The organism is Mucilaginibacter panaciglaebae (assembly GCF_039539265.1).
GTDB classification, from domain to species: domain Bacteria; phylum Bacteroidota; class Bacteroidia; order Sphingobacteriales; family Sphingobacteriaceae; genus Mucilaginibacter; species Mucilaginibacter panaciglaebae.
The window spans coordinates 204,266-225,923 of the sequence record NZ_BAABCV010000007.1 but is presented as its reverse complement, the minus strand read 5'-3'; the positions used below and the strand labels follow the sequence as shown (position 1 = coordinate 225,923).

20 protein-coding genes are annotated in these 21,658 nt (G+C 42.8%); 9 read left to right on the top strand and 11 right to left on the bottom strand.

Annotated elements, in window-relative coordinates; all coding sequences use genetic code 11:
- Window positions 1–7: 7 nt before the first annotated feature.
- The 6 genes from ABD772_RS11500 to ABD772_RS11475 all read right to left on the bottom strand — a co-directional run bounded on the left by ABD772_RS11500 (window position 8) and on the right by ABD772_RS11475 (window position 8,473).
- The gene (locus tag ABD772_RS11500) at window positions 8–583 is read right to left on the bottom strand and encodes a c-type cytochrome (RefSeq protein ID WP_345104286.1); all 576 of its coding nucleotides are present in this window, start codon (window positions 581–583) and stop codon (window positions 8–10) included.
- Complete coding sequence (locus ABD772_RS11495) at window positions 576–1,112, bottom strand: DUF3341 domain-containing protein (protein WP_345104284.1); 537 nt, start codon at window positions 1,110–1,112, stop codon at window positions 576–578. Before ABD772_RS11495 ends, ABD772_RS11500 begins: the two co-directional genes overlap by 8 nt.
- Before the next feature lie 3 nt (window positions 1,113–1,115).
- Complete coding sequence (gene nrfD, locus ABD772_RS11490; protein ID WP_345104282.1) at window positions 1,116–2,588, bottom strand: NrfD/PsrC family molybdoenzyme membrane anchor subunit; 1,473 nt, start codon at window positions 2,586–2,588, stop codon at window positions 1,116–1,118.
- 18 nt (window positions 2,589–2,606) lie between these two features.
- Complete coding sequence (locus tag ABD772_RS11485; RefSeq protein WP_345104279.1) at window positions 2,607–5,651, bottom strand: TAT-variant-translocated molybdopterin oxidoreductase; 3,045 nt, start codon at window positions 5,649–5,651, stop codon at window positions 2,607–2,609.
- A 41-nt stretch (window positions 5,652–5,692) separates the two neighbouring features.
- Window positions 5,693–6,967, bottom strand: coding sequence for a cytochrome c3 family protein (locus ABD772_RS11480; protein ID WP_345104276.1), 1,275 nt, complete (start codon window positions 6,965–6,967; stop codon window positions 5,693–5,695).
- Window positions 6,968–7,492: 525 nt separating this feature from the next.
- Entirely contained in the window at window positions 7,493–8,473 is a 981-nt protein-coding gene (locus tag ABD772_RS11475; RefSeq protein WP_345104274.1) for a deoxyhypusine synthase family protein, read from the bottom strand.
- Window positions 8,474–8,673: 200 nt separating this feature from the next.
- Here ABD772_RS11475 and ABD772_RS11470 point away from each other — a divergent pair, with 200 nt between their 5' ends.
- Window positions 8,674–9,816 carry a BamA/TamA family outer membrane protein gene (locus ABD772_RS11470; protein WP_345104271.1) on the top strand — a complete coding sequence of 381 codons (1,143 nt, stop codon included), beginning with the start codon at window positions 8,674–8,676 and terminating at the stop codon, window positions 9,814–9,816.
- Between the two features lie 156 nt (window positions 9,817–9,972).
- Here ABD772_RS11470 and ABD772_RS11465 read toward each other — a convergent pair whose 3' ends face one another.
- Window positions 9,973–10,758 (bottom strand): O-methyltransferase, encoded by a 786-nt coding sequence (locus tag ABD772_RS11465; protein WP_345104268.1) that lies wholly within the window; start codon window positions 10,756–10,758, stop codon window positions 9,973–9,975.
- Window positions 10,759–10,798: 40 nt separating this feature from the next.
- Between ABD772_RS11465 and ABD772_RS11460 the strand changes: the two genes are divergently transcribed.
- The 3 genes from ABD772_RS11460 to ABD772_RS11450 all read left to right on the top strand — a co-directional run bounded on the left by ABD772_RS11460 (window position 10,799) and on the right by ABD772_RS11450 (window position 14,095).
- On the top strand, window positions 10,799–11,656 hold the full coding sequence (locus ABD772_RS11460; protein ID WP_345104265.1) for a transglutaminase-like domain-containing protein: 858 nt from the start codon (window positions 10,799–10,801) through the stop codon (window positions 11,654–11,656).
- Between the two features lie 191 nt (window positions 11,657–11,847).
- On the top strand, window positions 11,848–12,876 hold the full coding sequence (locus tag ABD772_RS11455) for a hypothetical protein (protein WP_345104262.1): 1,029 nt from the start codon (window positions 11,848–11,850) through the stop codon (window positions 12,874–12,876).
- 151 nt (window positions 12,877–13,027) lie between these two features.
- Window positions 13,028–14,095, top strand: coding sequence for a branched-chain amino acid aminotransferase (locus ABD772_RS11450; RefSeq protein WP_345104258.1), 1,068 nt, complete (start codon window positions 13,028–13,030; stop codon window positions 14,093–14,095).
- Window positions 14,096–14,232: 137 nt separating this feature from the next.
- On the opposite strand, the gene ABD772_RS11445 is transcribed toward ABD772_RS11450, so the two are convergent.
- Both ABD772_RS11445 and dcd read right to left on the bottom strand, forming a co-directional pair.
- Complete coding sequence (locus tag ABD772_RS11445) at window positions 14,233–14,517, bottom strand: ATP-dependent Clp protease adaptor ClpS (RefSeq protein ID WP_345104256.1); 285 nt, start codon at window positions 14,515–14,517, stop codon at window positions 14,233–14,235.
- Between the two features lie 110 nt (window positions 14,518–14,627).
- Window positions 14,628–15,164 (bottom strand): dCTP deaminase, encoded by a 537-nt coding sequence (gene dcd, locus ABD772_RS11440; protein ID WP_345104254.1) that lies wholly within the window; start codon window positions 15,162–15,164, stop codon window positions 14,628–14,630.
- A gap of 75 nt (window positions 15,165–15,239) precedes the next feature.
- Here dcd and ABD772_RS11435 point away from each other — a divergent pair, with 75 nt between their 5' ends.
- From ABD772_RS11435 to ABD772_RS11420, 4 genes are all read left to right on the top strand, one after another.
- Entirely contained in the window at window positions 15,240–15,878 is a 639-nt protein-coding gene (locus ABD772_RS11435; protein ID WP_345104252.1) for a 4'-phosphopantetheinyl transferase family protein, read from the top strand.
- Between the two features lie 2 nt (window positions 15,879–15,880).
- Window positions 15,881–16,609 (top strand): lipoyl(octanoyl) transferase LipB, encoded by a 729-nt coding sequence (gene lipB, locus ABD772_RS11430; RefSeq protein WP_345104251.1) that lies wholly within the window; start codon window positions 15,881–15,883, stop codon window positions 16,607–16,609.
- Between the two features lie 249 nt (window positions 16,610–16,858).
- The gene (gene parS / locus ABD772_RS11425; protein WP_345104249.1) at window positions 16,859–17,266 is read left to right on the top strand and encodes a type II RES/Xre toxin-antitoxin system antitoxin; all 408 of its coding nucleotides are present in this window, start codon (window positions 16,859–16,861) and stop codon (window positions 17,264–17,266) included.
- Entirely contained in the window at window positions 17,263–17,721 is a 459-nt protein-coding gene (locus ABD772_RS11420; protein WP_345104246.1) for an RES family NAD+ phosphorylase, read from the top strand. Before parS ends, ABD772_RS11420 begins: the two co-directional genes overlap by 4 nt.
- A 183-nt stretch (window positions 17,722–17,904) precedes the next feature.
- On the opposite strand, the gene ABD772_RS11415 is transcribed toward ABD772_RS11420, so the two are convergent.
- A complete protein-coding gene (locus ABD772_RS11415) occupies window positions 17,905–19,332 on the bottom strand; it encodes an L-serine ammonia-lyase (protein WP_345104243.1) in 1,428 nt (475 codons plus the stop codon).
- Window positions 19,333–19,398: 66 nt separating this feature from the next.
- Entirely contained in the window at window positions 19,399–20,187 is a 789-nt protein-coding gene (locus ABD772_RS11410) for a mechanosensitive ion channel family protein (protein ID WP_345104240.1), read from the bottom strand.
- Between the two features lie 510 nt (window positions 20,188–20,697).
- Between ABD772_RS11410 and ABD772_RS11405 the strand changes: the two genes are divergently transcribed.
- Window positions 20,698–21,597, top strand: coding sequence for a hypothetical protein (locus ABD772_RS11405; RefSeq protein WP_345104237.1), 900 nt, complete (start codon window positions 20,698–20,700; stop codon window positions 21,595–21,597).
- The last annotated feature ends 61 nt before the right edge of the window (window positions 21,598–21,658 follow it).

The following is a 21,658-nucleotide window of genomic DNA, read 5'->3' as shown; positions in this document are numbered from 1 at the left end:
TCAATTCTTATAAAGTTTGTAAATGGTGAACATACAGTACTACTTTCCATCTTTCCTCAGGGCTTAGCTGTGATGCGTATGAACCCATCGCATTTAAGCCGTAAGTAATGGTGTGGTATATTTTACCATCGGTTAAGTCTTTCATTGCACCACCACGTGATGACTGGCCTTTAGAGTAAGATGGCGGCGGCGGGAAGCCGTGAGTTGTTACAATACCATCGCCCTGACCGGTTTTACCATGGCATGGCGAGCAGAAAGTCATAAATAATGCTTTGCCTTCAGCCAAGTTCTTTGGTGTCGCGGCCAATATGCTTTTTACTTCAATGCTGGCCTGATTGTAGCCGTCCATTGTCTTTGGATAATCAAATCTTGTAAAGCCTACTGGAGTAGTGCCCGCAGGTGGCAATTGTGCCGTTTTACCATCCTTAAAATTCGGATTAGCCTGGTCCGGATCAAAGGCTATTTTTTCATACATATTGGGAGCATATTCCCACCCGGGACTTCTCTTATCATTGCACGATGAAGTTACAATCGCTGCAACAACGGTAACAACCGCAATACCCAATACCTTATATTTATTCATAGCTAACATATTTTCTGTCGTTATGCTTAATTTCAACTGCTCCTGCTTCTTTCAGCAAATTAGTAATATCATCATGTGCGATGTTTCCTTTAGCGTCAATCGCTATAACGAAACGGTCATTAGTCGCTCTAAGATCCATTACTCTTGGCGCGCGGCCCGGGAAAAGATGCGTAGAGTAAAAAAAGGTGAATGCCATACCAAATGAGGCAAATAACACCGACCACTCAAACGTAACCGGGATAAAATCCGGAACAGCGAAGTAAGGCTTGCCACCGATGTTCATTGGCCAGTCATGTACCAGGAAGTAATACACCAAACTAAAAATGGTTGTACCACCTAAACAGCCAAACAAGAATGCTGCATAACCTAAACGTGAATCTTTTATACCCAATTTTGCCTCTATGCCGTGTATAGGCATTGGCGTATATACATCATAAATAGGAATGCTATTTTTCTGTAGTTTGTCGATACCGTGCATCATTACATCCGGATCGTCAAAAAGGCCTAATATATATTTGGTGCTGCTCATAGTTTATGCGTTTTCGTATACTGATATATCAACACTGTCAAATTTCTTCAATGAGTTTTTGTAGAATTTTACTTGCTCAGGATCAAGATGACCTTCCTCTATTTGTTTCAATTTGTATTCTTCACTTTGTTCTTTCAGTAACAATTTAACCTCGGCCATTGCAATTGAAGGTAACACGCGGATAAATAGCAGGAACAGCGTAAAGAACACGCCTATTGATCCGATGAACACCGATACGTCAACCCAGGTTGGATAGAACATAGCCCAGCTTGATGGAAGATAATCGCGGTGCAGTGATACAACGATGATCACAAAACGCTCAAACCACATACCTATATTTACGATAATTGACAATACCCATGACATAGCAATGTTGGTACGTACTCTCTTGAACCACATTACCTGGGTCATCAACACGTTACAGCCATACATCATACAGCCTGCCCACCAGTACGGACCAATAAACCTGTTTAAGAAAGTGTATTGTTCGTATTCGCCACCAGAGTAGTAAGCGATGAAAAACTCTGTAATATAAGCCACACCTACTACTGAACCTGTAACAAGAATGATCTTGTTCATTGATTCAATGTGGAACATGGTGATATAGTTTTCTAAGCCTAATACTTTACGGGTTACCAGTAACAGCGTTTGTACCATTGCAAAGCCCGAGAATATCGCACCCGCAACGAAGTATGGAGGGAAGATGGTAGTATGCCATCCCGGCTCTAACGAAGTTGCAAAGTCCATAGATACTATAGTGTGTACTGAAAGTACCAGCGGAGTTGAAACACCTGCCAGAATCAATGACACGGTTTCAAAACGTTGCCAGGTTTTTACTGATCCGGTCCACCCAAAAGACAGGATAGAATAGATACGACGGTACCAGCCTGTACCACGGTCACGTATAGTTGCAATATCAGGTAATAAACCGGTATACCAGAATACTAAGGATACCGAGAAGTAAGTCGAGATTGCGAATACGTCCCAGATAAGCGGTGAGTTAAAGTTAACCCAAAGCGAACCGTATTGGTTAGGTAACGGTAAACAGTAAAGTGCCATCCACGGGCGCCCCATGTGAGATACTACATAAGTAGCCGCACAAATTACCGCAAAGATGGTCATCGCCTCGGCAGAACGGTTAATTGAGTTACGCCATTTTTGACGGAACAGTAACAATACCGCAGAGATAAGCGTACCGGCGTGACCAATACCTACCCACCACACGAAACCGGTGATATCCCAGGCCCAGCCCACTGTTTTATTAAGGCCCCACGAGCCGATACCGTACCAGAATGTCCAGCTCACTGCAAACACCCAAAGTAAAGCGCCTAATGATGCAACAGTAAAGCCAATCCACCAGGCTCTATTTGGTTTATTTTCAACGGGATTTAATATATCATCAGTTACTTTAGCATAGTCAATGCCTTTGCCGGTAACTAATGGTTCCCTTATTATTGATTCTTTATGAGATGCCATATTTAGCTATTGTAAAGATTAAGCTTCTAATTCTGTTGTGTTTCTAACCTTAACCTGGTAACCGATACCTGGCTGTGTATTTAACTCTTCAAGCACGTAGTAGGTTCTTTCGCTGCGCAATGCTTTTGACACTTCAGAGTTTGGATCATTAGCATTACCAAAAACGATTGCCTTAGCAGAGCAGGTCTGCGCACAAGCCACCTGGATCTCGCCGTCTTTAACAGAACGTTTTTCCATTTTCGCTTGCAGCTTGCCGGCCTGTATACGCTGTATACACATGGTACATTTCTCCATAACACCACGGAAACGGGTTGTTACGTCAGGGTTCAACACTAATTGCGTATGTTGTTCTTGCAGATAGTTTTCAAAACGAGAATCGTTCCAGTAGTTAAACCAGTTGAAACGGCGTACTTTATACGGACAGTTGTTAGCGCAGTAACGGGTACCCACGCAACGGTTATAAGCCATATGGTTCAGACCTTCTGAGGAGTGAACGGTAGCTAATACCGGGCATACGGTTTCGCAAGGTGCGTGGTCGCAGTGCTGGCAAAGCATTGGCTGATGCACTACTGATACGTTGCTGATGTCTTTCAGCTTATCAATTTCGTGCTCTTCAGTAACACCTTTTCCATCTTCGTTAAAGGTATAGTAACGGTCAATACGGATCCAGTGCATTTCGCGACGGCGACGAACCTCGTCACGACCAACAACCGGGATATTGTTTTCGGCGTTACAAGCCACAACGCAGGCACCGCAACCGGTACAAGCATTAAGGTCTATAGCCATTACCCAGTTAAACGTAGGCTTGTCGTAGTTTTCCCACAAGCTCTTGTAATCTTTATGCTCGCCGTCTTTGCCGCTGTTTACATAAGGATTCTTTTTATACTCAGTAAATGAAGCCTCGCGGATAATATTGCGGCCTTCGTATGAATGGTGAGTTTGCGTTTGTGCAAGAATGATCTGATCGCCGGTTGGAGAGATCTTGGCAACAGCTGTAGTTTGTACAGTACCGTTGCGGAAACTGTGCATCGGATAAGCATTTTTACCAATGCCCGATTCAATTACTTTACCACCTTTAGTCCGTCCGTAACCTACAGCTACTGATATGGTACCTTCTGGCTGGCCTGGTTGTAATAACACCGGCAAAGCAATAGTAATTCCGTTTGAATCAATGGTAATAATGTCCCCTTCCTGCAAATCTAATGCTTTCAGGTCTTTCAATGCCATGGCAGCAAAGTTATCCCAGGTAACTTTTGATACCGGGTCAGGCAACTCTTGTAACCATGGGTTGTTTGCGTGTCTGCCATCGCGCAGTGCTGCGCTTTGGTATAAGTGTAACTCATACTCTTTATCGCCGGCAACTAATTTTGCGCTTTGTGATAAGATGGTCTGAGCAACCGCATTCAGGTCGCGGCTAAACGTATAGGCCGCCGCCGGTGCAGGTGCTGCCTGTATAAAGCCGGTTTGCAATATAGACTCCCAACCTTTCTGACCAGATAAACCCGCTAACGGAAGAATATTTTTATCCCAGTTAGCTCTAACATAGTCATAATAATTTTTGGTGGCGCTGTTGCTCCACATCATTAAGCTATCTTCAACCTGGCGGGTATTGTAAACCGGGTTGATAGTTGGCTGCATGATGGTGTAGTAACCGGCAATAGCATTATCATCACCCCACGACTCTAAGTAGTGGTGTCTTGGCGCTACAACAGTACAAACTGCAGCAGTTTCGTCAAGGCTGGCGTTAAAAGATATTTTCAAAGGCACTTTAGCCAGTGCATCTGTCAGGTCTTTAGTGTTGTAATAATCATAAACCGGGTTGGCATCCAGGAACAATACGGCGGCAACCTGACCTTGTTTAGCTTGGTTGATAAACTCGACCAGATCAGCGTCATTACCTTTGTATTGATTTGAATGATTATCCAGATCGATAGTAGTTCCGTAACTTCCTAAAGCAGCATTGATCGCGTTAACCAATACTTGTGTAGCCACATCATTTGAGCCGGCTACAACCAATGCTTTACCTTTTGCTGCTACTAATTCTTTAGCAGCAATGATGATAGCGTTATTGGTAGCATTATTAGCCAGTTTTTTACTGCCCGGCAAAGTAGTACCGGTAATAGCATTGTACAGGTTAATTAAAGCAACACCTTCTTCAGATGGTTTTAACGGGATACGCACATCAGCATTGGTTCCTGTCAGGCTCATGCCAGTTTCGAACTGGATGTGACGTGACATTTTCTTAGACTGCAGCGATTTGTTGTTACGATTTGATACGTATTGACGGGTAAACTCTTCGCCGGAGATCCAGGTTCCCAGGAAATCGGCAGCAAAACTCACGATAACGTCAGCTTTATCAAAATTGTAGTGAGGCAGTACAGCTTTACCAAAACTATTTTGGTTTGCCTGTATAATACCTGTATAAGAAACCGCATCGTACATTACGTGCTTAGCGGTTGGGTATTCAGTAATAAAGTCGGCAATTACAGCTAATGTAGACGGGCTGCTGATTGATGACGATACGATAGTGATGTTTTTGCCCGAATCTTTAATTTTGGCTAATTCCAATTTAACGTAATCATCAACCTCGCTCCAGGCTTTGCTTTCGCCGTTCACCAGCGGAGATTGTACGCGGCTCACATCATATAGGTCTAACACCGATGCTTGTGCCTGTGCACTCAAACCACCTTTAGCTAAAAGATCGTTAGGGTTACCTTCAACTTTAATAGGGCGACCTTCGCGGGTTTTAACCAAAATTGCATGGCCTTCATAAGTTGAAGAGTAGTAGTTGGCTACGCCCGGAGTAACCTCTTCCGGTTTAATCAGGTATGGTATTGATTTGTGTACGGGCACTTTTTGGCAAGCAGCCAAAGTAACCGCACCCACACCAAAGCCTACCGCCTTCAAAAAGTCGCGACGAGGGGTCTTGCCTAATAAACCGTCTCCACTCAAAACATCTTCGATAGGAATAGGTTCCGCGAATTCATGTTTATTTTTCCCAACAAATTCTGGCGTGTTGTTTAGCTCTTCTAAACCTTTCCAGTATTTTTTATTGCTATCCATTTAAGCTATAGTATAAACTGTAATGCTAAGTTCTGTTATTATTAATAGTGGCATTTGCCGCACTCGATACCGCCCAATTGAGCCGGAGTAACTTTCACACCTTTTTTAATCAGGTCATGAACAGCTATCATGTTCTCGTAGTATCCGTTGCCTTTCATATTAATATCTGTGCGTTTGTGGCACTGTATACACCATTTCATAGTCAACGGCGAATATTGGTAAACCTCTTTCATGGTTTCAACCGGGCCGTGGCATTGCTGACATTTAATACCACCAACCTTAACGTGTTGCGAGTGGTTGAAGTAAACAAAATCAGGCAGGCTGTGGATACGGATCCATTGAATAGGACGAGCTTTTAAGCTGTCGTATTTCTGAGTTTGAGGATCATAACCCAACGCATCATAAATTTTGTGAATCTCCGGCGACTCGGTTTTAACAACCTTGTGGCAGTTCATACAAACATTTAATGATGGTATTGAGGCGTTTTTAGATTTATATGCGCCTGTGTGGCAATACTGACATTGTATCTGCATAACACCGGCATGCAAATCATGCGGGAACTTAATAGGTTGAACCGGCTGATATCCTTGCGGTACGTGAGTGTCCCACAAAATCACCCAGGTCCAGCTGCCCATAGCAATGGTACCGCAGAACAGGATAAAGAATACCAGCTTCTTATTTTTTAATACCCGTTTTAACGTAGCGTATTTGTCCGTTGCGGCTTCTTGTTCAACAACTTCTGTTTCAACCGGCAATAATCTTTTACCTGTTAAAAGTCGTTCTAAAGTTGCGATAACCTTGTTTAATACCAGGATAATGATCAAGGCAACTATGATCACAGCAATTAAAGCATAAACAGCTAAATCGCTTGGGCCTTTATCTTCGGCAGCTGCCGCACCGGCTGGCGCGGCTTTGGCTTTATCGTCCTGGATCTTTTTCCAGTCGGCACGAACATAAGCTAAGATGTCAGCAATGTCCCCGTCAGAAAGACTTGGGAAAGCCGGCATTGGCGTTTGGCTAAACTTGTTATAGATATCAACCGCCTTTGGGTCTTTAGCCGCTACCAGCGCCTGGCTGTTGTGGATCCAGCTCGCCAACCATTTGTCATCAGTCTCTGATGAAATGACCGGGCCTAACGCCGGGCCTGTCATCCGCGTGTCTATTTTATGACACGAGGTACAACCAGCAGACTTGAATGTAGCTTCGCCTTTTGCAGCGTCGCCTTGCGCCTTAGCAGAAACTCCCCAAACAGTAAAACAGGCAAGCAGTAAAACTGTCTTCGAGAATTGTTTAAAAATCAATGAGATGCTTCTCATAAAGTTGTATTAATGCTAAATATTTATTTGTAAAGTGTGTGAAACTGAGGTTCGGCCTGAGCTTTTCTCCGAATTTTCAGGCACAAAAGTATCATTTATTAGACAATCGCTGACAAATAAATGACAGTAAACATTAATTTATAATTATTCTAAATAACTGAAATATGCAGCGCTTTCCCCTTAACAAAGTCCAATTTTATAATCTGTTTACAAGCAATCATTTAGGAGGATTTTCGCGGCAAAAAAAGATGGTTTAGATCAGAAAAAATTGTAGTCAAAACAACGCAAATTTGATAAACTGGTGTTTTGAATACACGCCTGCTCTATTGACAACAGCAGACAAGCATCGTAAATAAAAACATTTTCTGTGTTACAACGGTTAATCAGGCTTGAAATAAAAAACTCCGCTACTATTTAATGGTAACCGGAGTTTTTTATAAATGTTTGCTGACAATTTATCTTATTAGTTATCCATTGATAAATGCCGTATTAAGTCTCCGCCTATCGAGGAAGGGTTAGCGGAGGCTATTGCCCCAATAACCAGGCAAAGATCAGTGGAGCTACAATAGTCGCATCGCTCTCTACGATGAACTTTGGCGTATTTATATCCAGCTTACCCCACGTTATCTTTTCATTTGGCACTGCGCCTGAGTACGAACCGTATGAGGTAGTTGAGTCAGAGATCTGGCAGAAATAGCTCCAGAAAGGTATTTCAGGCATTTCCATATCCTGGTACAACATTGGCACTACGCAAATAGGAAAATCGCCGGCAATACCGCCACCAATCTGGAAGAAACCTACCCCCTTGCCTGATGAGTTTTTCACGTACCAGTCGGCTAACCAGGCCATGTACTCGATACCGCTTTTCATGGTCGATGCCCTAAGTTCGCTTTTAATAACGTACGACGCAAAGATGTTACCCATGGTCGAGTCTTCCCAACCCGGCACCACAATAGGCAGATTCTTTTGAGCAGCCGCCAGCATCCATGAGTTTTTCGGGTCTATCTCGTAGTATTGCTCCAAATCGCCGCTTAAAAGCATTTTATACATGTATTCGTGAGGAAAGTAGCGCTCGCCGCTGTCATCAGCATCTTTCCATATTTTATGGATATGTTTTTGCAGACGACGGAAAGCTTCCTCTTCGGGGATACAGGTATCGGTAACACGGTTATAGTGGTTCTCTAACAGATCCCATTCATCCTGCGGACTCAAATCGCGATAGTTAGGTACACGTTTATAGTGCGAGTGAGCTACCAGGTTCATAATATCTTCTTCCAGGTTTGCACCTGTACATGAAATAATAGCAATCTTATCCTGACGGATCATCTCGGCCAGCGAAATACCCAGTTCGGCAGTACTCATTGCACCTGCGAGGGTAACCATCATTTTACCCCCTTCAAGCAAATGGGTCTCGTAGCCTTTTGCGGCATCCATCAACGCTGCAGCATTAAAATGCAGGTAGTTTTTTTCAATAAACTGAGATACGGGTCCTTTAGTTGTGCTCATTGTTTTATTGTTATAAATATTGCGCAAAAGTAGGCATTTTACCGTTACCGGAGTTTTAAATTTCAAATGTGGTAAAATAAGCAGTTGTTAGGTGTATCACCTGGATTCTGTACAGCACGACTCAAATTAGTCTTTTAAAATCTCAGCCTACATATATAATATATGTACCTATAAATCTATCTTAGGGCCCACAACGCTACATGAAAAAACTTATCACTTTAATAGTAGTTATCTGCTTCGCAGCACACTCTCGCCCGGCCATAGCTCAAAAGATCATCCCGAGGTTTATCCGTAAAATGTATTTTGAAAAAGATACAACCAAACGCAGCAGCTTTGTGGTTTTACCGGTGCTATCCTCCGCCCCCGAAACAGGGGTTGAAGCGGGCGGTGCGGCATTGTACTCTTATTACTCAGATACCATCCGCCACGAAACGCGGGTATCTAACATATATGCTTACGCGACCATTACTACCAAAGGCCAGAACCGTTTAAACCTGAGTACCGTTTACTGGGCACCGCAAAATAAATACCATTACACGGCATCTATCGGCAGGATTGATTTTCCCTTCAGCTTCTACGGCATTGGCAACAACACTGCCGAAGCCGACGGCGTTAATGTAGACCAAAAACGTTATCGGTTAATGCTGGAAGCACAAAAACTAGTCGCTAAAAATATATATGTTGGGTTAGTTGGCGGCGGCTATAAATATGATTTTAGCAATAACGACCAAGCCAGTATTTTTAACATGAGTGCGCACGTTGAGGATCGCACAGGCGGTAGTTATTTATATCTGGGGCCAAGTTTCATCTTCGACACCCGCAATAACAATACTTACACCACCAAGGGCATGATGATCAATACCTATTATCAATTATTACAAGGGGTGCTTGGTAATAATAGCTACCGGGGCGGTTTTTTCAATTTCGAATACACCTCGTTCCACTTATTAAGCAAACGTTTTGTTTTGGGGCTTGATGTGCAGGAACAAAGCCTTACCGGCGGGCGTTCGCCGTTTTATTTGCTGCCGCAGATGGGTAGCGATGAAATGATGCGTGGTTACTACGGCGGCCGCTACCGCGACCGCAATTACATAGCCGGACAAGCTGAGCTAAGATATCGCCTGAACGAGCGCTTTGGTGTGGTTGGATTTATGGGGACCGGCGAAGTATTCCATTCAACATTCACCTTCCCTGCATTAAAACCAAACTACGGTGGCGGGTTACGCTATTTCTTCGATGTAGAAAAAGGCCTCAGCATCCGTGCAGATTACGGCATCGGCCAAAAACCGTTCGGCGAACAGCGGGAAAGCGGGTTTTATATCGGATTGGGAGAAGCGTTTTAATAATGTGCAACTGCGCGGATATATGCAAATGTGCGATGATGGTTTGATGAGGGATGAATTAACAACCGCTTTGTCATCTAACAACGTGAGCGTTCTGTATATAGATATTCGGTCATGCTGAGTGTGTGCCTAGATCTGCATACTGCACATCTAAAATCATATCTTAATCATAAAATCCTCCTTCACCTGCCCCTTGCGGAAGTAAACCAGGCCTATCCAAAACAGATCAACAGTGACCATTACCTGCGGATGCGCTTTAATTTGTGTCCAGGCTTCTTTCATGCCTTCACTCCAATAAATGTCGTCGAATATTAATAACGTATTATCATGCACTTTGGGCAGGCACCATTCAAAATATTTAAGCGTAGCATCTTTTTGATGATTGCCATCAACAAATACAAAATCCAGTTGATCTAAACTATCTATCACACTTTTTAGCGTATCATCAAAATTGCCCGTTATCAGTTCAATATCCTCGGCACCGGCTTTGGCAAAACTTTCTTTGGCAATTTTTGCCGTTTCGGGGCAACCTTCAAGCGTATAGACTTTTGCGTTGGGCGCCGCTTTTTGCAGGTAGATGCTGGTAGTGCCCAGGCAGGTTCCCAACTCTATAATATTTTTCGGTTGCAGATCGGCCACCAGGCGATAGATAAGTTGTGCCAGTTTGGGCGGTTTAAGCGCATTTTTGGCAATATTGCCTACTCTTTTTTGCTTGTTGTTATTTACGTGCGACCCGGCACCTAAGTCGGTGATAGTGATCATTCTGTCGTCATTTAGTAATTCGTGTCGAACCCTTTCAACCTCGGCATATACGTTTTTGGCATGAAAATCGTATATTATTTCGTCAACCAACCGGTAAACGAAAGGCGAATGCAGGCCATGCCTGGTTTTAGCTCTTAAGCGATACAGCAGGTAATACTTAGCAAACCTTAAATTAAACATGGTTGTAAAATTATAGAAACGTTTGTATTTTAGCTGTACTATGATTAATATAACGGAAGTAAATTCATTAATACGCCTGCTGGACGATCCTGATCCGGAGATATATAGTCACGTACATGACAAATTACTATCGTACGGCGGCGAAGCCATTGAACACCTCGAATCTGCCTTTGAACAAGCTTTTGAAGCAGTACAGCAGGAACGTATTGCCAACCTGGTGCATGAAATTCAGTTCGGCATTTTAAAAAATGACCTGAAGCTTTGGTACCAGGGAGGGGCGTTTGATTTATTACAAGGTATATTAATTATTAACCGCTACCAATACCCTGACCTGGATGAGCAAAAGATCATTAACCAGATAGAAGCCATTAAGCGCGACATCTGGATACAGATGAACAATGAGGCCAGCCCGGTTGAGCAGGTAAAACTCATCAATCATGTGTTTTACCACATGTATGGCTTTAGCGGCAATACAACCAATCATCAGGACCCTCAAAATAGTTACCTGAGCCAGGTAATGGAAACCAAAAAAGGCAACCAGATATTGCTGGCTATTATTTACTCCGTCATCGCACAAAAACTGGACATTCCTGTCCACGGTGTAAACCTGCCGCAGCATTTTATACTGGCTTATTTGGACGAAAGCAAAGAAAGCGAGTTTGAAAGCGGCATTCTTTTTTACATCAACGCCTTTAATAAGGGCTTCATTTTCGGTCGCAGGGATGTAGATATGTTCCTGAAACAATTGAACCTGAGTTTCGATAAGCAATTTTATGAGCCTTGCTCAAATACGGATATCATCCGCCGGGTGCTGCGCAATCTGATCAGCTCGTACGAGCACTTAGGCTCGAGCGAAAAGGTTGATGAGTTGAAACAATTGCTGGCTATTTTAGATTGATCCCTTTCTTTTCTTCTTGTAATATTTCGTCACAGCCAATTCAGGTGGCTGGTATCACTGAGTTTTGCGTTGTATTGCTTTACGTCTTTTATTTTATCACTATACTTTACCATGAACTGGTAATACATGAAAGAGTTTTTTGTTCATTTGGTGATAAATCTGACAGCAGAAACCGCTATCATTGAATAATTATGATGATCGTTAATAAAAAAAATTACGTCTTTTTATTCCTTATTTGCAGTAATATTAATGTATGGGCCCAGTTTAAGCTTAGCGGCACTATTAAACACTACAGCGGGCGCGCCGATCTTAAAATCAATATTCCGCAGGTATATGGTTTTGACGAAGCCAACTCTATCAAAATAGCGGTTGCTAAAAATGGCTCGTTTTCCATAACATTGCCAATTAAGAGTCAAAAATTTGCCGACGTTATATTTCAGCAAAACTTCCATTTGATATTATTAACCAAAGGAAAAAGCCTCCATGTCGAATTAATCGAAAATAACAAAAGCTTCAAACCATCCGCCGGAACCGGATTGGCGGTGAACACCGTTTTGCAAGCCGCTAATATTGAAGAATATCCTTTTTTTCTACAAAATGACGGTGCTTACACCAGCTTAAGCCCGGTTGAATTAAACAATAAACTAGTTAGACCGTACCTGGCTATGCGCGATAAAAAGATAGCGATAGTTAATCGGTCGTCTATCAACCCAAGGGACAAAAAGCTTATAGCAGCCGAGTTAAAATATGCTGCGTACAATAATTTATATGAATTATATTTACTGGGCGGTCAATACCACGAAAAGCTGACCAATCTGGTTATCACCGCATTTGACAAAGCTGACCCAAAACCTGAAGCATTCCCGCCGGGACCACAGTATTACATGTTTGCCAATTATTATCTCTGGTATAGACAGGCCAAGTCATCTACAAAAGTTAAAGCTAAAAATATCAAACCCACCCAACTCATGCCTGATTATGGCCTAACCGTGGCCCAGTTTAATGCATATAAGGCCAAATATGGGGAACCTTATTTACGTTGGCTAAGCGCGACCAGGTTTTTACCCCGTGCTGTAGCTGAACAGTTAGGGTATTTACTAATCAGTACGGCGGTTAATAATGGCAATAAAGAGCTGGCTAATAAACTGGTAAAAGATTATATGCAAAAATTTCCGGCGGGGTTATATAAAGCTGATATCAATCGACAGATAGCCGGCTAAATCTAGTCTGAGGTGTACGGCATAGCAGCCGAATTATGTCACAGTTATGCAAGGAAATACAATGCATGCATAACAAATTTAAAATCGTTTTGCTAAACCCACTGTAAATTAGGTAAATTGCACCTTCTGAATTTAATATATACGTAAAGCAATGACTGATACTTTGGACATCAAAATCACCAGGACAACAAGGTCGCGTTTGGAAGAAACCGACTTCAGTAACCTTGTTTTTGGACGCACTTTTTCTGACCACATGCTGGTTGCTGACTATAGCGACGGCGAATGGAAAAATTTTGAAATTGTTCCTTATGGCGAAATTGCGGTCAGCCCTGGTATTTCTGCTTTACATTATGGCCAATCGTTTTTTGAAGGCATCAAAGCGTATAAACATGCCGATGGCAAGGTTTCTATCTTCCGTCCGGATAAAAATGCAGTTCGTTTTAACAAATCGGCCGAGCGCTTGTGCATGCCTGCTATCCCTGAGGATGTATTCCTGCAAAGTCTGGCCGCTATAGTAGATATTGACCGCGACTGGATTCCAGGCGCGCCGGGCCATTCATTATACATCAGACCATTTATGTTTGCTACCGACCAATACCTGGGCGTAGCACCGTCAAAAACTTATAAATACATGGTTTTACTTTGCCCGGTTGGCCCTTATTTTACCAAACCGTTAAGAGTTAAAATTGAAACACATTATACCCGCTCGGCCGAAGGCGGCATGGGTTATGCCAAATCATCAGGTAACTATGGTGGTTCAATGTTTCCGGCTAAAAAAGCAACCGAGGAAGGCTTTGACCAACTGATTTGGACCGACGCTAAAGAGCATAAATATATTGAAGAAATGGGTGCTGCTAACGCGATGTTTGTGATAGATGGTAAAGTAGTAACTCCACCGGCGTTGGATACTATCCTGGATGGCGTAACCCGCGATACCGTGATCCAATTAGCTAAGGATTTTGGTATACCGGTTGAGGTGCGTAAAGTTTCTGTGGATGAATTAGTTGAAACCGCCAAAAATGGAAAACTGACTGACGCCTTTGGCGCTGGTACCGCGGCTACAATAGCCCCGGTAGGTTCTATCAATCTTAATGGCGAAGAATACACGCTGATTGACCCGGACAAACGCGAGTTCTCTAAAAAAATATTAAAAACCCTGGATGCCATTCGCTACGGCAATACACCGGATGTACATGGGTGGAATTACGTGATCGATTGATCGAGCACCGTGATTAGAAGTTGTTGATCAGAGGTTAGTTTTGAAAACTGTCAAAAAGAAAGCCCCCGCAGTTGCGGAGGCTTTTGTATTCTAAACGACTTATAAAATCTTTAATCTTCAATAACCAATCTTTAGCACTACTCCACACTCACCGTCAATCCTTCTTGCTGAAGAATTTTGCGGTAAACTTCAACTTCAGTAAACGAACCCTCCAGGATAGCGCATTTACCTTCGTTGTGAACCTTCCAGGCTATGCGTTCGGCCTGGCTATCGGTGTAGTCCAGGTATTTCACCATACAATGAATAACATGGTCAAAGGTATTGAAGTCATCATTCCATAAAATAAGACGATGCAGTTCTTTAAACCCCGCCAACAATTCATCGAGCGTAAAGGTCTGTTCTTGTGTTTCAGTAGTAGACATGATGTGAGTACAAAATTAACCAAAAACCCCAACAAATACGTTAAAATGTTGTTTATGTTTTGTTTTACAACACCTCATCCTAAAAATCTGCTTAATCTTATTGCTATGGTTTAGAACTTATTCTTCCACATCATACTCTCAACCGGGCGGGTGGTTTTGTTGTTATATTTGGCGTTGTTCTTGGTATTATACAGGGTTTCAATATCGCCTTCAACTACAAAATAAATCAATTGGCCTATAGGCATGCCCGGGTAAACCTTTACAGGTTGTGCGCATGATATTTCAAGCGTCCATGTATTGCAGAAACCTACATCGCCTTTGCCCGCCGTAGCATGAATGTCAATACCTAAACGGCCGGTACTTGATTTGCCTTCCAGGAAAGGCACATGTTTGTGGGTTTCGGTATACTCAACGGTTACACCTAAATAAAGTGTATCAGGTTGCAAAACATAACCGTCCTTGGGTATTTCAAAGCTATCAATCTCGTTATGTACTTTCGCATCCAGCACACGGTTCTTGTAGGTTGCCAAATATTTGCCCAAATGAACGTCATATGAATTTGTGCCGAGGCATTCGCGTTTAAAGGGTTCAATAACAATGTTGCCCTTTTCAATTTCTTCAAGAATGCGCTTATCAGACAGTATCATAAAACAAGGAAGGTATTTTGGGTAAAATTAGAATTATTTGCTCTATGTTTGTCATGCTTTTTGCAATTTTACCTCATGGCTATAGCTTACCGACAACGGGTCGATGATAATACAGAATTTGCGCTTTGGAAGATAGAAGAACAAGCCGAGGATCTGTACAGCCAGCTACAGCTAAATGACGAGGAAAAAAAGTTTGTTCAGAACATTATAAACGGCAAACGTCATCTGCATTGGCTGGGTACCAGGGTATTATTACGAACAATGTTGAATACCAACGAGTACATTGATTGCCAGATTGATGAGCACGGCAAACCTTACCTGGTATCATTGCCTTACCATATCTCTTTAAGTCATTCGTTTGATTATGCCGCGGTGATGATCAGCCGCAAAAGCCCGGTTGGTATTGACATTGAACAGGTAAAAGAAAAAGTTGAACGCATTGCTGCGCGATTTCTATCGCCTGATGAATTGATGTTTATTGATCCGCTGCAAAGGATAGATCATCTGTATGCTTGTTGGTGCGCTAAAGAGGCCATTTATAAATGCTACGGACAGAAGGAGGTTTCTTTTATGGACGATATAGCGCTTATGCCTTTTGAATTTACTAAAGAGGGTCAGGCGAGTGCCATTTTAACCAAAGGCGATATCAAAATTGGCTATGCCGTTGGATATTTGCAGTACGACGGCTATATGATTGGCTACGTGAGGGGGTAACCATGAAAAACAAAAAGGTAACGATACTTGATTGGGGATTGATTGACTACAAAAAAGCCTGGGCAAAGCAAGAAGATCTGTTTAATGCCAGCGTTGCGCTCAAAATGGAAATTCGTCACCGGGAGTTGCAGTTAGCAGGAGCTAATCATCCCGAAGAAATAATTACACCGAACTATCTTGTTTTTTGCGAGCATCCGCATGTTTATACTTTGGGCAACAGTGGTAAACCTGAGCATTTGCTGCTTGACGAGCAAGGCCTTGAAGAGAATCACGCAACGTATTACCACATCAATCGTGGTGGCGATATTACCTACCATGGTCCCGGACAAATTGTAGGCTATCCTATTCTTGACCTGGACAATTTCTTCACCGATATCCACTTATATCTGCGTACGCTTGAGGAAGCGGTGATACTTACCCTGGCCGACTTTGGTATCGGGGCATCGCGCTATCCCGGCTATACCGGGGTTTGGCTTGACCCCGATAATGAGCGCGCCCGCAAGATCAGCGCCATGGGTGTACGTTGCAGCCGCTGGGTTACCATGCACGGCCTGGCGTTTAATGTAAATAACGATCTTTCTTATTTCCAAAATATTATCCCTTGCGGTATCGACGACAAGGCGGTAACCTCTATAAAAGCCGAGCTGGGCTATGAGGTTAATATCAAAGAAGTTCAGCAAAAGCTACAGCAGCATATTATTGAATTGTTCGGGATGGAGCTTTCTGCTTAAATTTCTTTTATAGCTTACAAAGCTGATTAACAGTCCGGCCAATTCGGGCGGACGGAATCTTATACACGGGCAAGTTCACTATTTGCATAGCTTAAAATCGCTTTTACAAAATTCTTCGCTATGTTCAGACAAAAGGTTTATTTCTTTCGAATGAATTAAGAATTGTACTACCAAACTAATGGTAAAAAAATTTGTTTATTTTTGACAAGTGTCGTAAATTTGATGACAGATGACAAAAAGAAGTAAGCAATGAGCAAGGAAAAACCATACAAGTTTGTTGATGATGACACTTTTGATTTAACTAATATGGTTAGAGAGGGTGTGCCTTTTCCTTATTTTACCAAACTGTCAAACCAGATACATCTGGATGTTGAGGAGTGGTCTTCTTATCTGCACCTATCAGAGCGCACTATTCAGCGCTATAAAAAGGAGAACAAATCTTTTGATCCCTTATATTCTGAGCGCATATTACAAATTGAGCTGCTTTATAAAAAAGGCATTGCCGTTTTTGGTGTAGCCGAAAACTTTTACACCTGGATGGACACCGTTAGCCTACCACTAGGCAACGTTAAACCCAAAGAGCTTTTAGATACTGCATTTGGCATCAATGCTATTTATGATGAATTGGGCCGCATAGAGCACGGTATATTTGCATGATCGTTTATCGCTTATCCAGAGAGGCATTTGTTAATGATCTATCTGGTTATGGCGCCGAAAAAACCGGCGGGCGCTGGAACAGCAAGGGCATCCCGGTTTTATATACCGCGGCATCGCGTGCATTAGCAATGGTTGAAGTGGCGGTGCACGTTCCGTTAGGGATCATCCCTATAAATTATTTCATAGCTACTATCGATATTCCCGGAAACGATATTATAGCATTGAAGGCTGACGATTTGCCGCCTAATTGGAACAGCAACCCATTTGTTAAAAGCACCCAACTTATTGGCGATGATTTTCTTCGAACAAATCAGCATTTGGTACTACGGGTACCGGCAGCAAGCGTTCCTGGCGACTTTAATTATCTGATCAACCCACGCCACCGGGATTTCGGCAAAATAAAGCTAAAAAGTATTGATCCGTTTGTGTTTGATGTGCGCTTGTTTAAGCGATAGCCATTACTCAAAAAAGAATAAAGAGCGCCCCCCGCCCCCGACTTAAAAGTCAGGAAAAGTGATCCAAAGTGATCCACCAAACTGAACTAAAAATGTCAAAAAACTGATTATTAATTAGTTATAAAAACAAAGTGATCCAACTGATCCAGATTGATACACACTCGCGTGGATCACACGGCATCGCTAACACTCCGGTAAACTGATCGGGATATTAACAGCCAGGCCTCCGTCGGCGGTTTCTTTATATTTGGAGTTCATGTCCTGGGCAGTTTGCCACATGGTCCTGATCACGGCATCCAAACTTACTTTGGCATTATCGGGGTTAGTTTGAAGCGCCAGTTGTGAGGCTGTGATAGCTTTGATAGCCCCCATGGTGTTACGTTCAATGCAAGGTACTTGTACCAATCCGCCTATCGGGTCGCAAGTTAGGCCCAGGTGATGTTCCATGGCAATTTCTGCCGCCATCATTACCTGGCGTTGTGACCCACCCAGGCATTCGGTGAGTGCTGCCGCAGCCATGGCTGACGATACGCCAATCTCTGCCTGACAACCGCCCATAGCAGCCGAAATAGTAGCGCCCTTTTTAAATATGCAACCTATTTCTGAGGCCGTCAATAAAAACTGGACGATACGCTTTTCGTCGAAGCCATCGCAAAAAACAATAAAATATTGTAGTACAGCCGGGATAACGCCTGCGGCTCCGTTAGTAGGCGCCGTCACCACACGGCCAAAAGAGGCATTCTCCTCGTTCACTGCCAATGCGAAACAGCTAACCCAATCCAGGATATTCTGAAATCCGTTGCCGGTTTTTCGTATAGCCATTACCCACTCGTCGTAATTATTATAGGTATTGTTACCAACAAGCCTTTTATTCAAAGCAGCTGCACGACGCGCGACATTCAAGCCGCCTGGTAAAGTACCATTGGCATGGCTGCCGCGGTACATACATTCGCCCATAGTATGAAAGATGTTGAGCACGCCATTACGCGTTTCCTGTTCACTACGCCAGGCTTGTTCGTTCTCAGATACGATTTCTGATACTTTTAATCCGGTTTTTATACACCAGTGCAGTAAGTCGCCCGCAGTATCAATCGGGAATGGCAGATCAACTTCTGCTTTCTGCTGACCTGCTCCACCCTCTTTCACCACAAATCCCCCGCCTATCGAGTAATAAGTTTCTGATATAGCTTTACCTGTATTCAGAAACGCCTGAAACGTTACAGCATTTGGATGGAAAGGCAAGCTCTCTTTAAACAAGAATAGCAGATCGTTCTCGGCAGTAAAACTTATTTCATGCTTGCCTGCCAATACCAGTTTATGACTATTGCGTATCTGATTAATTTTAGGCACAACATTATCAACGGCAAAAGTTACGGGATCGTCGCCGCTTAAACCCAATAGTACGGCTATGTCCGTACCATGACCCCGGCCGGTTTTTGCCAATGAGCCATATAGCAAGATTTTGACTTCAGTTACCAGCGACAATACCTCCCCGCCTTCAAGAGCCTGCACAAACTGCTGGGCGGCACGCCACGGGCCAAGCGTATGCGAGCTCGACGGGCCAATGCCTATCTTAAACATATCAAAAACGGAAAGTTGTTCGCGTTGCATTACAAGCTAATATACGGCTAAACGGCTGCAATATTGCAGCACCAAAGATATCGTCTGTCGTTTTCGTTAAGTTCCTAAAAGCCTTATGCCACCGGCTTTCAAGTCTTTGATGATCTTTTCCTGCAGGGCTATCTTTACTGTAAGGAAATCGGATGGATTTACCCAGATATTGACCGTATAACGAATACAGTCGACTTCTAAACCAATAATCCCTACACGGATGCCGGGAGACTTTAACACACCCGGTACAGAAGTTATAGCGTCGATCATTATTTGCTTCGCCTGATCAACATCAACATAATAACCTAATTTAACTTCAAAGTCCAAACGGCGCTTGCCCTGGCGGGTGTAATTGACAATCACCTCGTTAAATAATTTACCGTTGGGGATGATGATCGTTTTGTTATCAGCGGAGAGCAACACGGTATAAAAGATCTGGATCGATGTAACTTTACCCTCCTGCCCCTGCGCAAGGATACTGTCATCCAATACAAATGGTTTGAGCAGCAGGATCAATACCCCACCGGCAAAGTTTTGAAAGGTGCCTGATAAGGCAAGACCTATTGCTACCGTAGCGCCACCCAGGATTGATGCGAACGACTCCAACGGAATACCAACCGTCATCAGGACAAGTATCAGCAACAATACGTATAATGCGGTTATAGAAAGGCTGATAAAGAAAGGTTGTAGTGATGAGTGCAACTCGCGCTCACTCACGCGGCTGCGAATACGGTTGCCCAGATATTTTATGACCTTTAGGCCGATGACTAATATGGCGAACGCTACTACTACTTTAAGGCCGTGAACCAGCAGCCATTGGTAAGCGTACAGGGAAAACTCGTGTATTACCTTCATAAATGAAGCACGAAGTTACAAATTTTTAGCGTCCGTAAATAGATACAAAAAGCTCGAAGCCTTTGTAAAAGACCCAATCTACCACGGTGGTACGTATCTGGGTGGTTGTTCCTTTTAAATGTTTCATTTGGTATAGATAGATTCAATTGTTGTGCCTGTTTTTCTGTCAGTAAAAACTAAACACAAATTTACGTTTGAATACCACCGCTCTACTAGAAAATTTAATCATTTGATTAACAAATGACGATGCGTTTACGCCTAGATGACAATGAGTTATGTTTGGCAAAAAAAGCAGCGTGTAGTAATTAGAATACAACAAGCGAACCGACCTATCACATTTGTTTCATGCGCGTGTGCAACAGGTGAAACAAGGCCTTTGATAAATTATTGACTGTTAGGTAAATGTGATTTTTGGAGGCAGCTGACGCAACAAAAAAATACTTTTAAGTCATTTTCTTGTTCATCCTGCATAAAGTAATAAATCTTTCAAATCGATTTGTAAATTAGTGTATGCCTAAATATTACCTGGTGCGGTCGTTTATATTTCTGCTAATCTTTCCCATATCTGCTCTGGCGCAAGTGAAGGATACACTACTATCAAACGGATTATCAAAAACGCGGTATACCAAGCTATTAACCGGGGAAGTTGCTACATTTTATCAAACCCAAAAATGGAATGAAGCTATACAAGCTGCGCAACTGGCCATAGCTACCGACTCATTAACCTACGCTAAAAACGTTAACTGGCACATGATAGGTGTTTGCCGCTTTAAGACGAATGATTTTAAAGGTGCTATTAATGATTTGTCGCATTTTGTGATTTTAAAAAACCTTGCATTCTATGATATGCAAGATGCTGTGGAATATAAGGCAAAGGCACATCAGGTGCTCGGACAACTAACCCAGGCCGCGCAAACTTATGAGCTGTGGGATGAACTATATGACTACAAAACCACCGGGCCGCAAAATGCAGCTGTGTTTTATAAAGGCGCTGGCAACAACAAAAAGTTTAAGCAACTAATGGGCGTAGTATTGTTCGGGGCAAAGCATAAGGCAGATAGCGTTTATTTAAAATCGTCAGACATCTGGCCGATGATGGATTATGCCGAACTGCTTATCATGGCAGGAAAAAATACAGAAGCTATCGCGGTAATAAAAAATCATTCCATAAGCTATGCTAAATCAGAATTAACCATAACCAGTTATTTAAAAGCTGTTGCGCGTTATTTGAATGGCGAGAAACCTATACTACCCTTAAAAAATGAGTTGGCAAAGTTAAAACGGGTTAATATGTGGGACTTTACGATGTTTGACAGATGGCTCGACTATTCAGGTCTGCCGCCTGAAAAGCAGCGGGATATTTTGGCACTACAGCGTATTATTGAGGCTGATGATCATTTATCACGATGAACTTTATACGAAATTGCATGACTTTTTCCTGATAACATCTAACCCCAACACTATAAGAGTA

Excerpts from the sequence above, each read along its gene's own strand:
- ABD772_RS11500 (WP_345104286.1), bottom strand. The coding sequence starts at position 583 with ATGAATAAATATAAGGTATTGGGTATTGCGGTTGTTACCGTTGTTGCA.
- ABD772_RS11495 (WP_345104284.1), bottom strand. The coding sequence starts at position 1,112 with ATGAGCAGCACCAAATATATATTAGGCCTTTTTGACGATCCGGATGTA.
- nrfD (WP_345104282.1), bottom strand. The coding sequence starts at position 2,588 with ATGGCATCTCATAAAGAATCAATAATAAGGGAACCATTAGTTACCGGC.
- ABD772_RS11485 (WP_345104279.1), bottom strand. The coding sequence starts at position 5,651 with ATGGATAGCAATAAAAAATACTGGAAAGGTTTAGAAGAGCTAAACAAC.
- ABD772_RS11480 (WP_345104276.1), bottom strand. The coding sequence starts at position 6,967 with ATGAGAAGCATCTCATTGATTTTTAAACAATTCTCGAAGACAGTTTTA.
- ABD772_RS11475 (WP_345104274.1), bottom strand. The coding sequence starts at position 8,473 with ATGAGCACAACTAAAGGACCCGTATCTCAGTTTATTGAAAAAAACTAC.
- ABD772_RS11470 (WP_345104271.1), top strand. The coding sequence starts at position 8,674 with ATGAAAAAACTTATCACTTTAATAGTAGTTATCTGCTTCGCAGCACAC.
- ABD772_RS11465 (WP_345104268.1), bottom strand. The coding sequence starts at position 10,758 with ATGTTTAATTTAAGGTTTGCTAAGTATTACCTGCTGTATCGCTTAAGA.
- ABD772_RS11460 (WP_345104265.1), top strand. The coding sequence starts at position 10,799 with ATGATTAATATAACGGAAGTAAATTCATTAATACGCCTGCTGGACGAT.
- ABD772_RS11455 (WP_345104262.1), top strand. The coding sequence starts at position 11,848 with ATGATGATCGTTAATAAAAAAAATTACGTCTTTTTATTCCTTATTTGC.
- ABD772_RS11450 (WP_345104258.1), top strand. The coding sequence starts at position 13,028 with ATGACTGATACTTTGGACATCAAAATCACCAGGACAACAAGGTCGCGT.
- ABD772_RS11445 (WP_345104256.1), bottom strand. The coding sequence starts at position 14,517 with ATGTCTACTACTGAAACACAAGAACAGACCTTTACGCTCGATGAATTG.
- dcd (WP_345104254.1), bottom strand. The coding sequence starts at position 15,164 with ATGATACTGTCTGATAAGCGCATTCTTGAAGAAATTGAAAAGGGCAAC.
- ABD772_RS11435 (WP_345104252.1), top strand. The coding sequence starts at position 15,240 with ATGGCTATAGCTTACCGACAACGGGTCGATGATAATACAGAATTTGCG.
- lipB (WP_345104251.1), top strand. The coding sequence starts at position 15,881 with ATGAAAAACAAAAAGGTAACGATACTTGATTGGGGATTGATTGACTAC.
- parS (WP_345104249.1), top strand. The coding sequence starts at position 16,859 with ATGAGCAAGGAAAAACCATACAAGTTTGTTGATGATGACACTTTTGAT.
- ABD772_RS11420 (WP_345104246.1), top strand. The coding sequence starts at position 17,263 with ATGATCGTTTATCGCTTATCCAGAGAGGCATTTGTTAATGATCTATCT.
- ABD772_RS11415 (WP_345104243.1), bottom strand. The coding sequence starts at position 19,332 with ATGCAACGCGAACAACTTTCCGTTTTTGATATGTTTAAGATAGGCATT.
- ABD772_RS11410 (WP_345104240.1), bottom strand. The coding sequence starts at position 20,187 with ATGAAGGTAATACACGAGTTTTCCCTGTACGCTTACCAATGGCTGCTG.
- ABD772_RS11405 (WP_345104237.1), top strand. The coding sequence starts at position 20,698 with ATGCCTAAATATTACCTGGTGCGGTCGTTTATATTTCTGCTAATCTTT.